Raw genomic sequence first — 18,877 nt, forward strand, 5'->3', positions numbered from 1 at the left:
ATAATAATGAATAATAGTCCAACAAGTGTTGTAACTTTTAAAAAACTTCATCGAAAAAAAAGGATGTTTGCGATTTTTAATTTTTCATTAATGAAATTAAGTCACTTAATAACATTATGAGTTTTTTTTCTTTTATCATTAACCGTTATGATTGTTTGTACAATGGTATTTTTCTTAAGTGCAAAAGATGGTAGTAGTTTTTTAGTAAATTACCAATATTTAGTGCTAATTTTTACAAACCTGTTACTTTTATTATTAACTGTTATTTGTACGATTAAGTTATTTAGTAACCAATTTGAGGATAATTCCTTTTTATTACTAATTACTAAACCTTATTCACGATTTTCAATTATTTTATGACAATTAATTAGTGTTTTTTTGTTGTAATTATCTTTATTTTAGTTAATTGTGGCGCTAGTGCATTAGTTGGATTTATTATTAATAGTATTAATTATTCTCATTATTTTAATTATTTTTTGCATATTATAAAAGAATTAATTATTTATTCTTTAATGTTTGGGTTTATTGTGATGAGCGGAACAGCTTTTTTAACAGCCTTTTTATCTTCCCAAATTGTTTTCTTAATTTTAACAATTTTTTGTAGTCTCTTTTTATTAGGAGGTTTACCTTATTCATTATTTAAGGAAAAAACTAATTGAATAACAATTAATTTTGAAGGAAAAGGGTTAAAAACAATTTCTCAAGTTAAAGAAATTATTAATTTTAAAAATTATTTAGATACTAAGCAGATGAAATACCCAAATATTACCAAGAAAATTTATGATTTTTATAACTCATTAAGTGATGCTGAGTTGCAAAATCCTGCTGCTGAAGATGTAACAATGAAAAGAATTGATTTATACCGATCATTAGGTTTAACCGAAAGTAAGGATTTTGTTTTAAAAGGTATTGTGAATTATTGAAAAGATAATCCTGATATTATGAATGGTGTTGAAATTGATTTAAGTTTTGATAATTATTTTAAAGATTTAACGAGTTTGCAACAATCACGTTCATCATCCGTATATATTAAAGAATTATTAGAAATTGCTGATTATTATGAAACAACATATAATTTAAATCAATTTATTGATTTAGAATCACCAAAATGTTGTGGATTATTAACTTATAATGATAGTTCATTAGTATTAAAGCTGGATGATGGCTCTACTTTTGATAGCAATAAAATTAATGGTGAAGTTTATAATGAAATTTATAAAAGTTTCATGAGTGGTTCAAAAGTTTATCGTTTTAATGCTGAATTACAGCGCGAATTTTTAAAAGTTTATAATAATCCGTTATATTTTATTATTCGAAACTTAGAAGACATTATTTATAATGCTGTTTATGACTATAACACTTTTAAAACAAGTCAAGTTAGTCTTGATGAAAGTTTTAAAAAATATCAAAGTATTATTGGCATCTACCAAGCGATTAGTTATTTTAATGTAATTGAACATTGAAATCGTATTTGAAGTTCAATGGTTGGTTATTATGGTAATTTTTGGTTTTATCCGTTTAGTAATTTCTCCCCAGATTTTGATAATCAAAATAATATGTTAATTAGTTATCAAGACTTTGAATTAATTCTAAACAATAAAAATCAACTTGATGTTGAAAATTTACATCCGTTTCAAGATGATTATTTGATTGAAATTGTTTATCTTATTTTAGCAGGGTTATTAACCATTGGCGCTTTTATGATTATTACTCGTAAAAATATTTCAAATTAAAGGAGGGGTTCTCTATGGATAATCATTCAATTATTGTTAAAGATTATGTTAAGAAATTTAAAAATTTTACTATTAAGGATATTAACTTTGTTGTTAATCCCGGTAAAATTCATGCGATTATTGGTCCTTCCGGAAGTGGCAAAAGTGTCATTATGAAATCCATTATTGGTGCTTTAAAAAAATATGAGGGTAGTATTCGTGTCAATGGTTATAAAGCTGGCAGTGTAAAAGCAAATTTTAATATTGGTTTTTGTTTAAATTTAGAGCATTTTCCAAGTGGTATTAGTGCTTTTGAATATTTATTATCATTAGCAAAAACTGCTGGTTTAAGTTCCCGGGATGCTAAAGCAAGAGTAAAAGAACTAATGATTATTTTTGATTTATGAAAAGATTATAAGAAAAAAGTAACCTCGTTCTCTAGTGGAATGAAAAATCGGTTAATGTTAATTCAAGCCATTGTTCATGATCCCGATATTGTTATTTTAGATGAGCCGGGGGCAAACTTAGACTCTAAGAATCGAAAATTTTTAAATAATTTTTTATTAGAACTAAAACGTCGAGGTAAAACAGTTTTCTTTTCAACGCATTTATTAAATGAAGTTAAAGATTTAATTGATGAATGTACAATAATAAGTTATGGAAAATTAATTTATACAGGGTTAATGGGGCCATTTAATGTTAATAAGATTTTTGTTTTAAAAACAAATAATAATCGTTTAATTGTACGTTATTTAAAACATCGAAGAATATCTTATTTTTATAACAACTTAGCAAAAGAAATTATTTTACGCGTTAACCATGTTCTTGAACTTAATAGATTATTTAATTTTGCTATTTTTAATAAGGTCATAATTTTAAGTGTCAAGGATTACGAATTAACTTTGGAATACATGCAAAATAAATTGCACCATTCAAAACAATAAATAAGGAGATATGTAAAAATGAAAAAATTACTAAGTATTTTAGGAGCTATTGGTTTAGTAGCAACTGGGGCAAGTAATGTAATTGCTTGTCATTCTAGTAGCAAAGATGATAACAATGCTCAAAATCCAAATGATAATCAAAAAATAGAACAATTATTATCAACAGTTCAAAATGATATTACAAATCAATTTGGACATACTATTAATGACCGCAAAAATTTATTCTCAATGTCACAATTAGCTGGTGGAATGAAACCATCAGATTTTGCTAATATTTTAGGTAAACTTACTGCTGGTCAAGAAATTAATAACATTGATGTTAACAATAAAATTTTTAATGGTTTAAAACCCATTGTGCAAAGTATTAATGATACTTTAGCAACTAATAAACAATATTCAGTTTTATTTGATAAAATTGATGTCAATAATATTTTAAACTTTGATATTAAAAATTCTGTATTAACAAAACAAGCATTTGATGCTCAGTCTGTTGTCGATGCAATTGGGGTTCATAATGCGGCTGTGAAAGCAGAAATTGAAAAAGAAGGGCTTGCAGAACAATTGACAGAGGTCTATCGTGTTGAAGGAAGCTTACATTTAAAATTACAATACATGAAAGATGGGAAAGCTGAGTCGATTAACTTGAACATTGATCATTATAATATTTATATTTCATATAACTTAGCCGCTTTAGGACAGTTAATTAAAATTGTATCAAATGCTTTATCTGAATACTTAAAAACAACAATTCAAGAAGTTGACTTTACTAAGCTGGATGCTAATAAATTTAAAGAATTTAAAAAATTAGATCATCAAGATTTAAATGCTGATAATCAGTTTTTAAATAATAATGTTTATAATATTTTAAAAGGAACTATTATGCAAGGATTTAGTGATGAATTAACAATAAATAGTTATACAACTAATTTAACTAAACAATTTGGTAATACTACTATACAATCAGGCAATAACGGAGAATGAGAAAATGAATATTTTAAATTTAATCGAGTTGGATGAAAAGAAAAAGAATATGTTACACAACCATTAACAAAATATTTTACAAAACTATAAACAACATTCAAAACTGATTTAGAACAATTTTTAGGAGAACAAAAAATTGCTGAAGCTGAACGTGTTTTTGGGTTTGGGAATTTCACATTAACTAATTGAAACTTTAAAGGAATGGCTTTAGAACAGATTTCAACACAACTAATTATCAAAAAAACATTAACTCGTGAATTTGATTGAAATTATTTTGTTGAAGTTGCGGGAGTGTTTTTAACTCAATCATTTTTAGGTAAACTTGTTAGTGCAGGAGGTCAAGATATTGACTTTAGTTTTAAAAATAATTTTATAAATAATAAAAGTTTATATGAAGAAATCAAAGCCCACAAGGATAATTTACATATCAATGATATTCTTAAAATTTATTCAAATGTGTTTAAAGAATTTGAACAAGGAGTGAGGGTTTTAGGTGATACCCTTACTGATTTTAATTGAGAAACTGATAGAATGTGAATAGAATTTCCTGATAAAGTCAATCAAGAATTTAAGTTAGTAAATGGTTTTGATGATTCAAATAAACAATGGTATTTTGAAAGAAAAATGGATCAATGATATGGAAACCTCTGATTTAATTTCCATGGCTATAAATTAGATATTTTTCCAACTATAACTAATAGTAGTATGGTATCATCGTTGAGAATAGCAAGATTAATATTTAAAGAAGATATTTGACCATCAATTGCAACTGATGCCTTGCCCTTTAAAAATATTGATGATTTATTAAAATGATAAAAAGGTTGCTTTGAGCAACTTTTTATCATTTTATTGTTCCTAATTTATTTAAGGATTTAGATGGTTTAAAAGGAGTATGATTTTGATATTCGTTATTATTTTAAATATTTACATTACATAATTTATAGTTATAATAAAATTAATTATCTAATAAAATTTTAGATAATAATTATGATTTAATAGGAGAATATTTATATGAAAAAATTATTAATTATTTTAAGTTCTTTAGTAATGGGAACAACAAATATTATTAGTCCCTTACTGAATCATTATTCTTATCATAGTGTTATTAATAAAGAATATCGTAATTATGACATTAATTTATCAAATTATTCAGTTCCTAAAATGTTAGAATTAAACCATCAATTTTATCAAGACAATATTTATCTTAAAAATAAAAATAATGATCATAATATTTTAACGGATGAAATAATATATGTTATGAATCCAAATTATCAAACAAAACACCCCTTTGATGTGACCCTAACAATGGGAACAGAATCTGTTACTTTAGTGTTAGAATCATATCGTTTATATATTCAAGGTTTTCTTGACAAAAATAATATTTACCATTATTTTACCAAAGCTGATTATAAGACTTATCCTGGGGCCAAAGATAACCTATCATTAAATTATAATGGTGATTATCGATCACTAACCGCTGGTTTAAGTGAAGTTAAATTAACTTATAATGGTTTTAATAAGATGATTACTAATCTGCAAACTCCAGCCCAATTTTCTGAACTAGTTGTTCGTGAAAGTTTAATTAATGCAATTTTATTAACGGCAGAAGCATTCCGCTTTGCCAATGTTTTATATGATTTGGATGCCATTATTAATCAGCACCAAACACTTAATTGATTTACAATTAAAGATGATTATTTAATGAATTGATCACAATGAAGTAAAGATTATATTGCTGGGAATAAAAATAATGCTTTAAATTATCTTAATGTTTTAACTAAAGAATCATAATAAAATAACTATCCATTTAAAAATTTTTAGCAATTTTCTTTGACAAATTTTTAGATTTTGGTATTATTTATAGCAAGGTGATAATAAATGAAAAGAAGAAAAACAACTACTGTTTGAGAACTGAAAAATAAAAGATTTCGAAATTATGTTGGTTTTTTCCAATCATTAACTTATTTATTCTCTCCTAATAATTTTATTACTTACTTAACTATTTAGACTTTTCTAATTAGTTAGGTAATTTTTTTTTATGTCAAATAAAGGTAAGAAAAGTGAGGTATAAAATAATGAAAAACAAAAGTATTTTAAACTTAGACAACTGAACATCTAGTGATGTTAACGAACTATTAGATGATGCTTTAAAATTTAAAAATAATCAAAAAACAGTTGATTATCAACAACAAAAAGTAATTGCTAACTTATTCTTTGAACCTTCAACCAGAACCCATTATTCATTTGATATGGCGGCCCACCGGTTAGGATGTAAAACTTTGAATTTTAATGAAGCATATAGTGCGACTAAAAAAGGGGAAACTTTGTATGATACCGTAAAGACTTTTGAAGCGTTGGGAGTTGATGCGTTAGTTATTCGCCATCGTGAAAACAATTATTATGACCAACTTGTGGGTAAAATTAATGTGCCAATTTTAAATGGCGGTGATGGTTCGGGAAACCACCCAACCCAAAGTTTATTAGATCTCTTAACAATTAAAGAAGAGTTTGGAACTTTTGAAGGACTAAAAATAGTGATTGTGGGAGATATTAAGTATTCCCGAGTAGCAAAAACAAATATTAAAATAATGCAAAAGTTAGGGATGAAAGTTTATATTTCATGTATTAATGAATTAGAAATTCCAGGGGTTGAAAAAGTGGATTTAAAAACAGCTCTCCCAAGTATGGATATTGTAATGTTATTAAGATATCAATTTGAACGGTTTGCAGATGATGAACATTACCACTTAGATTATTTACGAAATTATAAGTTAACGGAAGAGTTGGTGGCCCAGATGCCTCCCCACGCAATTATTATGCACCCCGCACCTTTTAACCGCGGAATTGAAATTGATGATGAAGTTGTGGAATGTGCCCAATCCCGAATTTTTAAACAAATGCATAATGGGGTTTATGTTCGAATGACTCTTTTAAATAATGTTTTAGCAGGAGAGTCATAAAAAAATGATTTATACATTTAGTGGGGGATATCTATATTTAGAAAATGAGTTTGTCCTAACAAATATTAGTATTGAAGATAATAAAATTATTAACATTGGACCAGAACTTCTAGGAACTGAAATTAAATTAACCAAGGACATAATCATTACCCCAAGTTTTATTGACCTGCATGCCCATTTTCGTGAACCAGGACAAACCCATAAAGAAGATCTACATACGGGTGCTCTAAGTGCTCTATATGGCGGCTACCAAACTGTTTGTTTAATGCCAAATACTACACCAACAATTGATAATATTAAGATTATTAAAAGTATCCAACCGAAGTTAAAAGCACAACCTATTAATTTGCAATTATTTTCGGCAATTACCAAAGATTTAGCAGGGCAGGAACTAGTTGATTTATTAACAGTTAAGGATAGCGTTATTGGTTATAGTGATGATGGTAATTATTTAGCTAACCACCAAATTTTAAAAGAAGTGCTAACCTTTGCCCATCAACATCAACAACTGGTATCCTTACATGTTGATAGCCGTGCTCCTTTAACCACCGAAGTTATTTTAAACAATAATCTAGCAAAACATTTTGATTTACAGGGGGTTGATGATAGTTATGAATCCTTACCATTAATTAAAGATTTAGATTTTGTAATTAAACATCATTTACCATATCATCTGTGTCATGTGTCAACTAAGAAAAGTATTGAATTACTCCGTCAAGCTAAGCAAAAAAATAAGTTAATTACTTGTGAAGTAACTCCTCACCACTTAACTCTTAGTTATGAAGATGTAATTACCAATGATGCTAATTATAAAATGAACCCACCATTAAATTCACAAGATGACCAACAAAGCTTAATTGCCGCTTTAAATGAGAACCTTATTGATGTTATTGCAACGGATCATGCACCCCACCACCAATCAGAAAAAGCTGATTTTAAAACGGGAGCAATGGGAATTATCGGCTTACAATTAACATTCCCCACTTTATATACAAAATTAGTTAAAACTCAGCAAGTGGCATTAAAAACAATTATTAAGTGTTTAACCACTAATCCCCAAAAGTTGATTAACCACCCCCCCGTTGAATTAGTTGTCGGGAACCTGGCTAATTTTGTAGTAATTGATCTTGCGAAGGAACAAGTTGTTAGTTCAGAGTTATTAAAATCAAAATCAAAAAATACCCCTTTTTTAAACCAATCACTAGTTGGTTGACCAATTATGAATATTTACCAAGGTACCATTTACCGTTTAGAAGGAGAAGAATAAATGAAACACCAAGTAGTTGAAACTGTTACTTTATTAAATAATGAACAAATTGCTGATAATTTATATTTAGCCACTTTTAAAGCACCCTTAATTAGTGCCAACGCCAACCCTGGTCAGTTTGTCCTAGTTGAAACTTCCGCTGACCAGTACCTAAAACGACCATTTAGTTTCTTTGATATTGATAAAGTAGCGCAAACTGTGAAGATTTATTATGAAGTTAAGGGGTTAGGAACTTTCTATATGAGTAAGCATTGGAAAGTTGGCCAACAAATTAAAATGCAAGGACCGTTAGGATCAGGATTTATAATTTCTCCACCTTATCATAATGTGGTAGTCGTTGGTGGGGGAATTGGAATTGCTCCCTTAAAAGTATTAATTGATCAACTAAATGCGCAACAAATTAATTTTCAGGGAATTTTTGGCGCGCGAAATAAAAACGGTCTGACAATTTTAGAACATTTTATTAAAAAAGATTATCTTTTAAGTACTGATGATGGTTCCTTGGGACAACCCCAAAATGTTGTTGTCAGTTTACAACAATATTTACAAAAAAATAAGGTTGATTTAATTATTACGTGTGGTCCTGAAATTATGATGGAAAAAATAAAAGCTCTTGCTGAAGCTGAACAAATTACTTATCAAATTTCTTATGAAAACCATATGGCTTGTGGAACTGGAGCTTGTATGGGATGTACTAAAAATATTGATGGTGTTAATAAAAAGATATGTACTGATGGCCCAGTTATCCAACGGGTATTTTAGGAGGAAACAAATGACATTAAAAACAAATTTTTTAGGATATGAAATAAAAGCACCAATTACAACTGCTTCCGGAACATTTGGTTATGGCGAATGCTACCGAAATTATTTTGATCCCAATGAATTAGGGATGTTAACAACCAAAGGAATAACATTAGAACCGCGGAGCGGTAATCCCCAAATTCGGTTAGCCGAAGTGAAAAATGGTTTAATCAATTCAATTGGTTTAGAAAATCCCGGGTTTGATTATTTTAAAAGAAATATTATTCCAACCTTTAAGAACTTTACGATCCCTATTATAGTAAACATTAATGGCAAAACAATTGAAGAATATTTGGCAATCGCAAAGTTAATTAATGAACTTCCAGAAGTCCATATTGCAGAACTAAATATTTCCTGTCCTAATGTTAAAGAGGGGGGAATCTTATTTGGTACTAATCTTGATTTAACGAGAAAAGTAGTCCGTGCGGTGCGGGGAGTTTTAACAAAGAAAAAACTAATTGTAAAATTATCTCCGAATGTTACTGATATTAAGCAATTTGCTAAGGTGTGCGAAGAGGAACAAGCTGATGGTTTGTCACTAATTAATACCATCCCCGCCATGAAAATTAATTTACAAACTAAAAAACCAGTTCTCGCCAATAAAATTGGTGGTTTATCTGGTGATTGTATTAAACCAATTGCGGTGCGGATGGTATATGAAGTTTACTCAGCTGTTAAAATTCCAATTATTGGAATGGGCGGCATAAGTTCGGTTGGTGATGCCCTTGAATTTTTAATGGCTGGTGCTGCCGTTATTGCTGTGGGGACTGGTCTTTTCAATAATCCTTCATTAGTGTTAGAAATTAAGGCGGGGTTACAAAAATATTGTCAAGAAAATAATTTAAAGAATATTAGTGAAATTGTAGGTGCTGCGCACCGTTAGGAGGAAAAGATGAAGAATAATATTATTATTGCTTGTGATTTTAATAATAAACAAGAACTAACTACTTTTTTAAATAATTTTAAATCTGAAAAATTATTTTTAAAATTAGGAATGGAGCTAATTTATAGTGAAGGTTTAGAAATCATTAATGAATTAAAACAGCAAGGCCACCAAATCTTTTTAGATTTAAAACTACATGATATTCCCGTAACAGTTAAAAAAGCTCTCCAATCGTTAAGTCAATATCAAATTGACATGTTAACAATTCATTTGGCTAGTGGTAAAGAAGCTTTACAGTTAACTAGTATTCTTGCCAAACAACATAATATCAAATTATTAGGAGTTACAGTGTTAACTAGTTTAGATAATTCAGATTTACAAGAAATGTTTTTATCTGATACATTAACTTCCGAGGCATTAGTTCTTAACTTTGCAAAACTTGCGGTTGATGCTAATTATTATGGTGTTATTTGCTCACCATTAGAAGCACAACAAATAAAAGCCCAATATCCACAGTTAAAAACAATTACACCGGGGATTCAATTATCAACAACCCAAACTGATCAAAAACGAGTGGCATCGCCTGCCATAGCGCGGGAGTACCAAGCAGATTATTTAGTTGTGGGACGGGCAATTACCACGGCGAGCGATCCCTACCAAACTTATCATCAAATTTACGAAGAATTTAACCAGGAAAGGAAAATAAAATAAATGACCAAAAAAGAAATTTTACAAAAGTTAATGGCAATTAAAGCGATTAATATTAATACAACTCAATTATACACTTGAGCAAGTGGGATTAAATCCCCAATCTATATTGATAATCGATTAATTATGAGTTATCCTGATTTACGAACCGCCATTGCCGAGGAGTTTGTTAATCTTATTCAGGAAAAATTTGGTGATTACAAGGTTACCACAATTTTTGGAACAGCAACAGCGGGGATTCCGCATGCTATGTTGGTTGCTAATTTAATGCAACTACCAATGGGTTATGTGCGGGGTAGTAAAAAAGACCATGGTAAACAAAACCAAATTGAAGGAGTTTATCAAAAGGGTGACCAGGTGATTGTTATTGAAGATCTAATTTCAACTGGTGGTTCGGTATTAGATGTTGTAGCTTCTTTACAAGCAACGGGGGTTAAGGTCCTTGGTGTTTTAGCAATTTTTAGTTATCAACTACCAAAAGCACTTAATAATTTTAAAAAGATGAATCTTAACTATTATGCTTTAACAGATTTAGATGAATTAGTAAATCCTGATAATGCTTTATTAACTTCGAGTGAACAAAAAATTATTCTTAATTTTAAAGAACAGTTAAATAATAAATAAAAATGTTAGGAATTCTAACATTTTTTAATAACAAATAATTTTATTTTAATAAGGAGTGGCAGTTTCTAATTGATAAAAAGTATGTTTATCAACGGTGATAATTGAAATATAAATTAGAATACCATTAGTCCCGATATTTTTCATAATGGGGTCTAATCCGGCTTCCATTGCTTGTGCACATCCGGTAATATTGGCACTTGTAACTCCCGAATCATGGGGTAGCTGTTGCAAATCAGCATTAATTACTTGAAATTGTTCATAGCTCCCTGGTTGATGAATAATTTTATTAAAGAGATCAGTTCAATGACTCTTTGTCAAATTAATTTTAAAATTTAAGATATTAATTTGATAAATATAATTTTCTTGTTCAGTAGTCTTGTTATTAAAATTATTATTTGTCATAACAAGAGAACTAACGCTGCTTCCTAAAATAGAACAAGCGATAATAGATAATATTTTTTTCATGTAGTTTCCTTCTTTATTGATGCTTTTCTTAATTATATAATAGTTTTAAATTAAGAATTTTTTAAAAATTAAACATTATTAGTTTCAAAGATTATGTTTTTAGAAAGTTTTATTATATAATTAATAAAAGAAAAAACTATTAATAATAGTAAAATGGAGGAACAGTTGATGATTAATATTGGTCCCGTTGCAATGTGAGAAGGAATTGTGTTTGGCCTATTAGCTGTTGGTTTAGTTGTTGGATGTTTTATGAAGACTTTAGGTGGTTTATATTTTTTAGGGGCAAATATTATTTTCTTTGTAATTTTATTTTTATTACAAGGATTTTTAATTGAACCGTTTGCTAATATTATTAATCCAGCCATTAAAAATATGTTTAGTAGTAACGCCCAGTTAGCAGCTGGTTCAATTATTGTTTCGATGTTAGTAGCAACAATTTTAGTGTACTTAGGATGATTTTTCTTATCAAATATAATTTTATTGGTTGTTTATTTAACAACGCTCCGGGGACATTTTAAAACAGTCAAAATTAACCGACCAATAAATTACTTATTAGGCGGGATTTTTGGCTTTTTAACAATGATGATTTTAGCTTTTTTTATTACTAATATTATGAGTAGTAAAGTTTTTTATAATAGTAATAATTTCAATCAAAATATTACTGAAATTATTGATAAAGGCCAAACTAGTGACCAGGAAAAATACCCTAATAAAGTTAGAGAATCTTCAGCTGATAAAATGTTTAGTATTTTTCCTGATTTAAAAGTTCAAAAAACCGGAGATGCCTTAGCTTATTGGTTTTGAACTATCGTAGGATTAAAAAATAACCCGGGTGATTTAAGTGATATTATTGAAACAATTACTGACCCTGGTCATTTTGAAGATAATGTTGCCGATATTATTAAAGATTTACCAGAAGATCAAAAAAATGAAGTTGTTGATAATTTAATCGGTCCTGTAATTGAAAAGATTAAAGAAGAAACTGACAAATTACCCGTTGCCACAATTAACTGAAGTGATATTAATGGGGAAGTTAACAAATGAAAAAATAGTAACCCCCGGAAAATATTTAACGGAACTGCAATGCAAGAAATGATGAATGATACTTCAAAAACTTATGTTTATTTCCCTGGTTTAAAAACAGCAGCCGAAGCTAATCCCAATGATTTAACCCCAACCATTACTGATGGTAATAAATTATATAATATGTTAAAAAACCTTTATACTTTAGGAAAAATTGCTCCGGGAGCGGAGCAATTAAAAACATTTAATGCTATTATTGGAAAATATGTTTTAGGAATGACAATTGTTAATCCCGGAAATCAAGATCCAAATTATCAAAATTATGTCCAATTTAGTCAGTGGTTTTAAAAGGAGATTTTTAAATGGTTAATAATGTAAATAATTCTCAACAACCAGTAAGAAGCAATAATCCTCCGGCTTCTGTAGCACCAATAAACAGCAACCAGCCAGTGACAGGATGTTTTAAAAGCGGAGCCATTATTTCTTTAGTATTAGCATCTTTGATTCTTGTTTTTTTCTTAATGTTTGGTTTAGTTGGCGTTGTGTTAAATATTTTAGATAAAACAATGAATATTAATCAAAATTTAAAAATGGTCTTTTCTTTGGCAGCTAGTATCTGCTATTTAGTTATTGTTATTATTGAAATTCCGGTTATTATTTTAAACCAGCGTTTTTTGAACGGGAAAGATCCTTATAAATATTTAATTGCTATTATTGATATTTTATTTGCAGGGATTATTGGCGGAATAGTTATTTTATTTGGTCATTTTAATAATAAACAAAATAATGTCCAACAAACTCGGTAGAATTTATTATTTTTATTGAATTTAATATTTTTTTAGATATAATTACTTATGGTTGTTTCAGTTTCAACCGCTCTTTGACTTTTAAGTACCAAAAGGATATGAAACACTTATCTACTTACTAGGCGAGTATAAACTGGAGGTGTAAAAATGTTTGCAATTATCAAAACTGGTGGAAAACAAATTAAAGTTTCACAAGGTGATGAAATTTTTGTTGAAATGTTAGAAGGAAATGAAGGCGATAAAGTTAACTTTAATGAAGTCTTAATGATTGACGGCAAAGTAGGAACTCCTTTCTTAAAAGGAGCTAGTGTCACAGGTACTATTTTAAAACAAGGAAAACAAAAGAAAATCATTGTTTTTAAATATAAACCTAAGAAAAATGAACATACCAAAGCTGGTCATCGTCAGCCTTATACAAAAGTTAAAATTGAAGATATTGCTTTAGCAGGAACTGCAAAAAAAGCAGCTGCTCCAAGTGTTGAAAAATCAGAAGCGCCAGCCCAAGTTAAGCCAGAAGCTAAACCAGCGGTGGCAGTAGAAGTTAAAGAAAGTGCTCCGAAAGCGGCCTCAGCTAGTTCAACGGCAAAACCAAAAACAGCTGCGCCAAAAACAGCAAGTACTACAAAAACTACTACAGCAAAAGCAACTTCAACAAAAGCTAGTGCTGCTAAAACAACAACAGCAAAAGCAACTTCGACAACAAAAACATCAACATCAAAATCAACACCAGCGAAAAAAACAGATGAATCTGCTAAATAATTTATGATTAAAATAAATTTTTATAAAACTGAAAACATAATAAGTAAAGTTGAAATATCTGGTCATGCCAATGCTGGTGAAGTTGGAAAAGACTTAGTTTGTGCCGCAATTACTGGAATTGCTAGTGGTGGATTAAACGCTATTGACCAACTTGAAAATGATACATGTGACTTTACCATTAACGAAGGGTTAATAATTATTAAGGTTATTAAAAATACTCATAATTTACAAGTTATTTTAAATACCTTATATTATCAATTATTAACAATTTATCAACAGTATCAAAACTATATTAGTTTTAAGGAGGTGTCATAGTAATGATGAAATTCTTATTAGGATTACAATTATTTGCTTCGAAAAAAGGAGTTGGGTCAACTAAAAATGGTCGTGATTCACACTCAAAAAGATTAGGAGCAAAAAAAGCTGATGGTCAAGCAACAAGAGCGGGATCAATCATTTATCGTCAACGCGGAACTAAAATTCATCCGGGAGTTAATGTTTCTCGTGGTGGGGATGATACTTTATTTGCATTAATTGATGGGACTGTTAAATATGAACGCTTTGGAAAAAATAAAACTAAAGTTTCAGTATATGCCAAAGATAGTAAATAAAACATTAAAAAAATAAGGATTAAATTATCCTTATTTTTTTATCTTGTTTCGGAATCTGAATTAGTTTCTTGAAAGGCTTTATCAAGTAAACTATTAAGTTTTGCTTCGTTTTCTTCTTTTAAAATTGCAAGTTTTTCTTGTTTAACTACCTTTTCATTGCGTTTTTGCTGAAAAAGTTTATCAATCATAGTAATTAAATCCTGAATGATTTTTTCAATTGCGGTTTGTTGTTGTTCAGCATTTAATGCTGAATCACATAATACTTTCTCTAGTTCAACTTCACTTTTTTTAATTTCTGTTGCAATCTCATCGTTTACCGTATTTAATTGCTCATTAACTTCGTAAAATAAGATTGTTTGGATATTGTTAAAAATTTCTTTGATTTGTGAATCTTTTTGTTCCTCATCTAAACTTGGATCATCTAATATTTTGCTAATTTCAATATTACTAACTTCTAAAATTTCTTGTTTTATATCTTTATTTAACATGTTATTTTCTTCTTTCTATTTAAAAAAGCCACTAGTAAAAACATAAATTTATTACTGATGGCATTTTACATACTCTTTATCAAATTAAATTTTATAATTTTGTGAATAATTATTTGTGTGAGTTAAATTAATTATAACAAAAACCCGTGCTAGTTGTTTAAAAAAATGATTGCTTTTTCCTTAGATTTTGATAATTTTTGAATATTTTTGATAACTATTATTATTATTTTTTTTATATTTGTTATAATACTTTTATGATAAAAACAATGAAAGGATTTGATAGTTAGTGTTTTACCAAAAGGAGACTTGAAAAGATTGACGCGTCTATTATAAATTATTTTTTGGCGGTTTAATTGGGGCTGTTTGTTTATACGGATGAATTAGTCCGTTAGTGAATGGCATTACAATTCCCCCAAATGCTGCTTGAAGTGATGAAGCTTCCCAGAATTTTATGAAAGATAAGGGTGATTTTACTTTTAATTATTTCAGTTTTTTTACCATTCAAACTAACATTTTAGTATGAGTTTGGTTATTAGCTGCCGGTTTATTTCCAAAATATGAGGGAAAAAGCAAATGATTAGGTTATAACATGGCCCTAGCAATTACCGTTTATATTTCAATTACGTTTTTAATTTATAACGCAATGTTATTACCCGCTGCGCAACCTACTAATGCTATGGGATGATTCTTAACTGTTATCCAACATATGGTTTGTCCAATTGCCATGATTGTTTATTTCTTATTTATGATGCCAAAGAATGAAATTATTCCGAATCGTCAGTATTGAAATAAACAAGTTTGAAAGTTATATTTTTACCCAATTTTATGAGGAATCTTCAACATGATTAGGGGAGAATTTCGTTGACAAGCAGGCAAAGCCTATCCTTATCAATATTTCTTTTTAAATGTTCATAAGCCATTTGCTGGGTTACCAGGTGCCGCGTGGTTTGTAATTGCTATCATTATTATTGCTGGTTTAGTTTTTGGTCTAGCTACCTTATATAACACAATTTGCTATAAATTAGGACAGAGAAAACTGCAAAAATAATATAAAAAACCTCTTAATGAGGTTTTTTTAATTTTTAATAAATTACACCCTAAATTAGTTATTAACAAAGCGTTGCCTTTATAGAATAAATAAAAATCATTTACTCTATACGCTTATTCTAAAAAAAAAAAAAAAGTCAAGTAGGAGTTAATTCTTTTAATGATAAAATAAGAAATAAGTGAGAGATAATACTAATGAGAAAGGAACGCCAATGATGAACAGTTATGCATTATTAAAAGGACAAGTTATCCAAACAACCGTGGAAGGGATAAGTTCTTATAATAAAAGTCCCCATTATATTATTAAAATTTATGCCTTAGCTCAAGTTTATGAAGTAGCAATTAATGTGTATTCAAAAATAGCGCCTCATAATTTAAAATATTATTTTGCCCATGAAATGAACCATCCAATTTTAAATAAAGCAATTAACATTCCAGAGGGAGAGTATCGTAATTTACCAACTGGGTCCCATGGGATTGCAATTGACTATTTACGCAGTGGGATCTTTGATATTAATGATATGAAGGTTTTACCTTTAGATCCTAGTAATGAATCACAAGCTTTAGAAATTATGATTTCTAAACATCTTGCTAGTGCAATTAATAATCCTAATTATAAAATATGTGTGTGGGGTAAAATTTATTCAAATAAAATCCCGGGGATTCATGATGTTCATATGAACCAAGGCAATAGTGATCCCCGTTATCGAGATGAAAATGGAATATGACAAGATGGTGCCTTAATTATTGTTGATGAACAACATAATACGATTCCATTTGGTTGTTTTTTTGCTTTCCAAAGTCAAGCAATTAAGACCGATGACAATGGGGACCCCTTATAAAAAGCCAAAAAAATAAAAATTAATTCTCCCGTACCGGAGAATTAATTTTTATTGATAATCTTTGATTATCTTATCCTAAAAGATTTAGCATATCAAAAACTCTTATCTAAATATATCGACGCTTTATAGAATAACTTTATAAATATTATTCTATGGTCTTATTCTAAAAAAAAAAAAAAAAGTCAATGGTTTTATAAAAAAATATTCCATTAGTTAATTTAACCAGTTTTTGTTAAATTAATATGATAAAATATAACTAAGTTACAGAGCGCATTCTAGTTCAAGCGCGGTTAAATTAAATGAACGCATAGTTTTTCGATGCGTTTTTTTATTTTTTAATAAGAAAACCATCATAATAGAAGGGGAAGTTATCTATGAATAACAATTTTAATAATTTATTAATAATTGTGCAAGGTAGTAACGATAATGGGGAGGATTGGAATGAATAACTGAGATAGTTTACTTTTATACCCATTATTAACAATTTTAATAATTACTTTATATGCTGCTTTTTTGGTTCGTCGGCATTTAACAACTAAAAAACAGTGATCATTTATTATTCAACATTTTTTATTCTGGTTAGCATTATCAATAATTCTAAACTTAAATTATAATTTTATGTTATTTACTGCTAATATTAATTGAAAAAATATTGGTATTTTAGTTGCAGTAAGTGCTAGTTTTTATGCGACAATCTTTTTTATTCCAGCGTCATGGATTACCGGACTTTTAAACCGCCGATTTTGGTTTTGGTTGTCATATTTTAGTATTATAATTGGAATAATTGTTGCGTTAAGTGCTCCTCATCAGCAAGTGACTTTTATTATTTGTGCATTATTATTTGGAATTGCCATTGCTTCTAATTCAATTTGATACTTATGTTTTAATGAAGTCTATTTATACCGTAGCAATTCTTTTTTAACTGTTTCGTTACTATTTCCGGTGGTGATTATTGCTAATTTAAGTGGGGCTAATTTATTGAATTTTGTTAAAAGTATTGCCCAAAATCAAACCCTCGATTATTATCTGGTGTTTAGTTTAATGTTAATTTTTACGGTTATTTCTTTTGGGTTATGTTTTAACTTAAAAGAACAAAAAGCATACCAGGGTGCTTTTAATGTTGAACGCTTAAAATTAGCTAAAAACTTTTCGTGATGAAAAGTAGGGGGAATTTTAGTAATTTTATTTTTTGTAGGATTAATTCGAGAATTTTCCCAGGGTGATTTTTACAATTTATTATTAGCTCAACAAACTTGGGTAGCTTATCATGACCTTAATTTAGTTAAAAAATATTTACATTTAACCCAAGAATTATGGTGAATTGCCCAAATTATGGCCGGGGGGTTATTATATCCAATGGTCGTTAAAAAATGAGGACTTCGAAAAGCAATGATGATTGCCTTTAGCTTATGAATTGTTTACTTTTTGCTTGTTAGTTTTACGAAGGTCCCAGAATTATGACTTGTTGGTCAATTATTAAATGGTTTTGCTTTTGCTATTATCTTTACCATAATATTCTCCTTAGCAATTGTTTGAAATTATCGAATTAGTCGCCGTCCGGTCACTGGTTGTTTTTCCGCTTTAAACGCATTCACAACTTTTGTTGCGCAGTTAATTCAGCGCGCAATTAGTACAACCCACCGTGGTCTTTTTAATAATATTAATGTTGATTGGAATTTACCAGTAGTGCAAGATGATAGTTTCAATTTTAGTAATTTTCATTTGTTGGTAATAATCATCTTGATGGTTTGTTTAGCCATCACATTATTATTAATGCTTTTTGTCTTTTTGACTATTAAACACCTTAGTGGGGAATATTTTAGCCGGGAAAATCATGACTTTGATTGTCGAGTTTTAGCCGGAACGATTAAATCTTCAGAGCATATTCCCGGGGTGACATTAAGCCAATGAATAAGACCAGATCATTAACTTAAAAAAAATAACTTTTTTCGTTTT

22 protein-coding genes and 1 pseudogene are annotated in these 18,877 nt (G+C 28.9%); 21 read left to right on the plus strand and 2 right to left on the minus strand.

Annotated features, from left to right (window positions below; all coding sequences use genetic code 4):
* The first annotated feature begins 6 nt into the window (after positions 1-6).
* The 13 genes from SERIO_RS02055 to pyrE all read left to right on the plus strand — a co-directional run bounded on the left by SERIO_RS02055 (position 7) and on the right by pyrE (position 10,880).
* The gene (locus SERIO_RS02055; RefSeq protein ID WP_047791248.1) at positions 7-387 is read left to right on the plus strand and encodes a hypothetical protein; all 381 of its coding nucleotides are present in this window, start codon (positions 7-9) and stop codon (positions 385-387) included.
* 143 nt (positions 388-530) lie between these two features.
* Entirely contained in the window at positions 531-1,733 is a 1,203-nt protein-coding gene (locus SERIO_RS02060; RefSeq protein ID WP_158500489.1) for a hypothetical protein, read from the plus strand.
* A 14-nt stretch (positions 1,734-1,747) separates the two neighbouring features.
* Entirely contained in the window at positions 1,748-2,656 is a 909-nt protein-coding gene (locus tag SERIO_RS02065; RefSeq protein WP_047791250.1) for an ABC transporter ATP-binding protein, read from the plus strand.
* Positions 2,657-2,674: 18 nt separating this feature from the next.
* Positions 2,675-3,727: a lipoprotein gene (locus SERIO_RS02070; RefSeq protein ID WP_047791251.1), complete on the plus strand. Its 1,053-nt coding sequence runs from the start codon at positions 2,675-2,677 to the stop codon at positions 3,725-3,727.
* Between the two features lie 111 nt (positions 3,728-3,838).
* Entirely contained in the window at positions 3,839-4,453 is a 615-nt protein-coding gene (locus tag SERIO_RS02075) for a hypothetical protein (protein WP_047791252.1), read from the plus strand.
* A gap of 195 nt (positions 4,454-4,648) precedes the next feature.
* Complete coding sequence (locus SERIO_RS02080) at positions 4,649-5,428, plus strand: ribosome-inactivating family protein (protein ID WP_047791253.1); 780 nt, start codon at positions 4,649-4,651, stop codon at positions 5,426-5,428.
* An 87-nt stretch (positions 5,429-5,515) separates the two neighbouring features.
* Complete coding sequence (locus SERIO_RS06825) at positions 5,516-5,644, plus strand: hypothetical protein (RefSeq protein WP_257787437.1); 129 nt, start codon at positions 5,516-5,518, stop codon at positions 5,642-5,644.
* Positions 5,645-5,712: 68 nt separating this feature from the next.
* Positions 5,713-6,597, plus strand: a complete 885-nt coding sequence (locus SERIO_RS02085; RefSeq protein WP_047791254.1) for an aspartate carbamoyltransferase catalytic subunit — start codon at positions 5,713-5,715, stop codon at positions 6,595-6,597.
* Between the two features lie 4 nt (positions 6,598-6,601).
* Entirely contained in the window at positions 6,602-7,864 is a 1,263-nt protein-coding gene (locus SERIO_RS02090) for a dihydroorotase (RefSeq protein WP_047791255.1), read from the plus strand.
* Entirely contained in the window at positions 7,865-8,626 is a 762-nt protein-coding gene (locus tag SERIO_RS02095; RefSeq protein WP_047791256.1) for an iron-sulfur cluster-binding protein, read from the plus strand.
* Between the two features lie 10 nt (positions 8,627-8,636).
* Complete coding sequence (locus tag SERIO_RS02100; RefSeq protein WP_047791257.1) at positions 8,637-9,548, plus strand: dihydroorotate dehydrogenase; 912 nt, start codon at positions 8,637-8,639, stop codon at positions 9,546-9,548.
* A gap of 9 nt (positions 9,549-9,557) precedes the next feature.
* The gene (gene pyrF / locus SERIO_RS02105) at positions 9,558-10,259 is read left to right on the plus strand and encodes an orotidine-5'-phosphate decarboxylase (RefSeq protein WP_047791258.1); all 702 of its coding nucleotides are present in this window, start codon (positions 9,558-9,560) and stop codon (positions 10,257-10,259) included.
* On the plus strand, positions 10,260-10,880 hold the full coding sequence (gene pyrE / locus SERIO_RS02110) for an orotate phosphoribosyltransferase (RefSeq protein WP_047791259.1): 621 nt from the start codon (positions 10,260-10,262) through the stop codon (positions 10,878-10,880).
* A 45-nt stretch (positions 10,881-10,925) separates the two neighbouring features.
* Here the strand turns inward: pyrE and SERIO_RS02115 are convergent, their stop codons facing one another.
* Positions 10,926-11,345: a hypothetical protein gene (locus SERIO_RS02115; RefSeq protein WP_148553413.1), complete on the minus strand. Its 420-nt coding sequence runs from the start codon at positions 11,343-11,345 to the stop codon at positions 10,926-10,928.
* Between the two features lie 168 nt (positions 11,346-11,513).
* On the opposite strand from SERIO_RS02115, the gene SERIO_RS02120 reads away from it, so the two are divergent.
* The 5 genes and pseudogenes from SERIO_RS02120 to rpmA all read left to right on the plus strand — a co-directional run bounded on the left by SERIO_RS02120 (position 11,514) and on the right by rpmA (position 14,544).
* Positions 11,514-12,716, plus strand: coding sequence for a CvpA family protein (locus tag SERIO_RS02120; protein WP_047791261.1), 1,203 nt, complete (start codon positions 11,514-11,516; stop codon positions 12,714-12,716).
* A 14-nt stretch (positions 12,717-12,730) separates the two neighbouring features.
* Positions 12,731-13,174, plus strand: coding sequence for a hypothetical protein (locus SERIO_RS02125; protein ID WP_047791262.1), 444 nt, complete (start codon positions 12,731-12,733; stop codon positions 13,172-13,174).
* A gap of 147 nt (positions 13,175-13,321) precedes the next feature.
* Positions 13,322-13,612: pseudogene (rplU, locus tag SERIO_RS06725) on the plus strand (50S ribosomal protein L21); the annotation flags it as partial.
* Positions 13,613-13,936: 324 nt separating this feature from the next.
* Positions 13,937-14,248: a ribosomal-processing cysteine protease Prp gene (locus tag SERIO_RS02135; protein WP_047791264.1), complete on the plus strand. Its 312-nt coding sequence runs from the start codon at positions 13,937-13,939 to the stop codon at positions 14,246-14,248.
* A gap of 5 nt (positions 14,249-14,253) precedes the next feature.
* Entirely contained in the window at positions 14,254-14,544 is a 291-nt protein-coding gene (gene rpmA / locus SERIO_RS02140) for a 50S ribosomal protein L27 (protein WP_047791997.1), read from the plus strand.
* A gap of 38 nt (positions 14,545-14,582) precedes the next feature.
* On the opposite strand, the gene SERIO_RS02145 is transcribed toward rpmA, so the two are convergent.
* Positions 14,583-15,032 (minus strand): hypothetical protein, encoded by a 450-nt coding sequence (locus tag SERIO_RS02145; protein ID WP_047791265.1) that lies wholly within the window; start codon positions 15,030-15,032, stop codon positions 14,583-14,585.
* A 286-nt stretch (positions 15,033-15,318) separates the two neighbouring features.
* On the opposite strand from SERIO_RS02145, the gene SERIO_RS02150 reads away from it, so the two are divergent.
* From SERIO_RS02150 to SERIO_RS02160, 3 genes are all read left to right on the plus strand, one after another.
* Positions 15,319-16,080, plus strand: coding sequence for a Pr6Pr family membrane protein (locus SERIO_RS02150; protein WP_047791266.1), 762 nt, complete (start codon positions 15,319-15,321; stop codon positions 16,078-16,080).
* Positions 16,081-16,291: 211 nt separating this feature from the next.
* Positions 16,292-16,921 carry a DUF2278 family protein gene (locus SERIO_RS02155; protein ID WP_047791998.1) on the plus strand — a complete coding sequence of 210 codons (630 nt, stop codon included), beginning with the start codon at positions 16,292-16,294 and terminating at the stop codon, positions 16,919-16,921.
* A 441-nt stretch (positions 16,922-17,362) separates the two neighbouring features.
* Positions 17,363-18,850 carry an MFS transporter gene (locus SERIO_RS02160; RefSeq protein WP_047791267.1) on the plus strand — a complete coding sequence of 496 codons (1,488 nt, stop codon included), beginning with the start codon at positions 17,363-17,365 and terminating at the stop codon, positions 18,848-18,850.
* Positions 18,851-18,877 lie beyond the last annotated feature (27 nt).

Source organism: Spiroplasma eriocheiris (genome assembly GCF_001029265.1).
In the GTDB taxonomy this organism is placed as follows: Bacteria; Bacillota_I; Bacilli_A; order Mycoplasmatales; family Mycoplasmataceae; genus Spiroplasma; species Spiroplasma eriocheiris.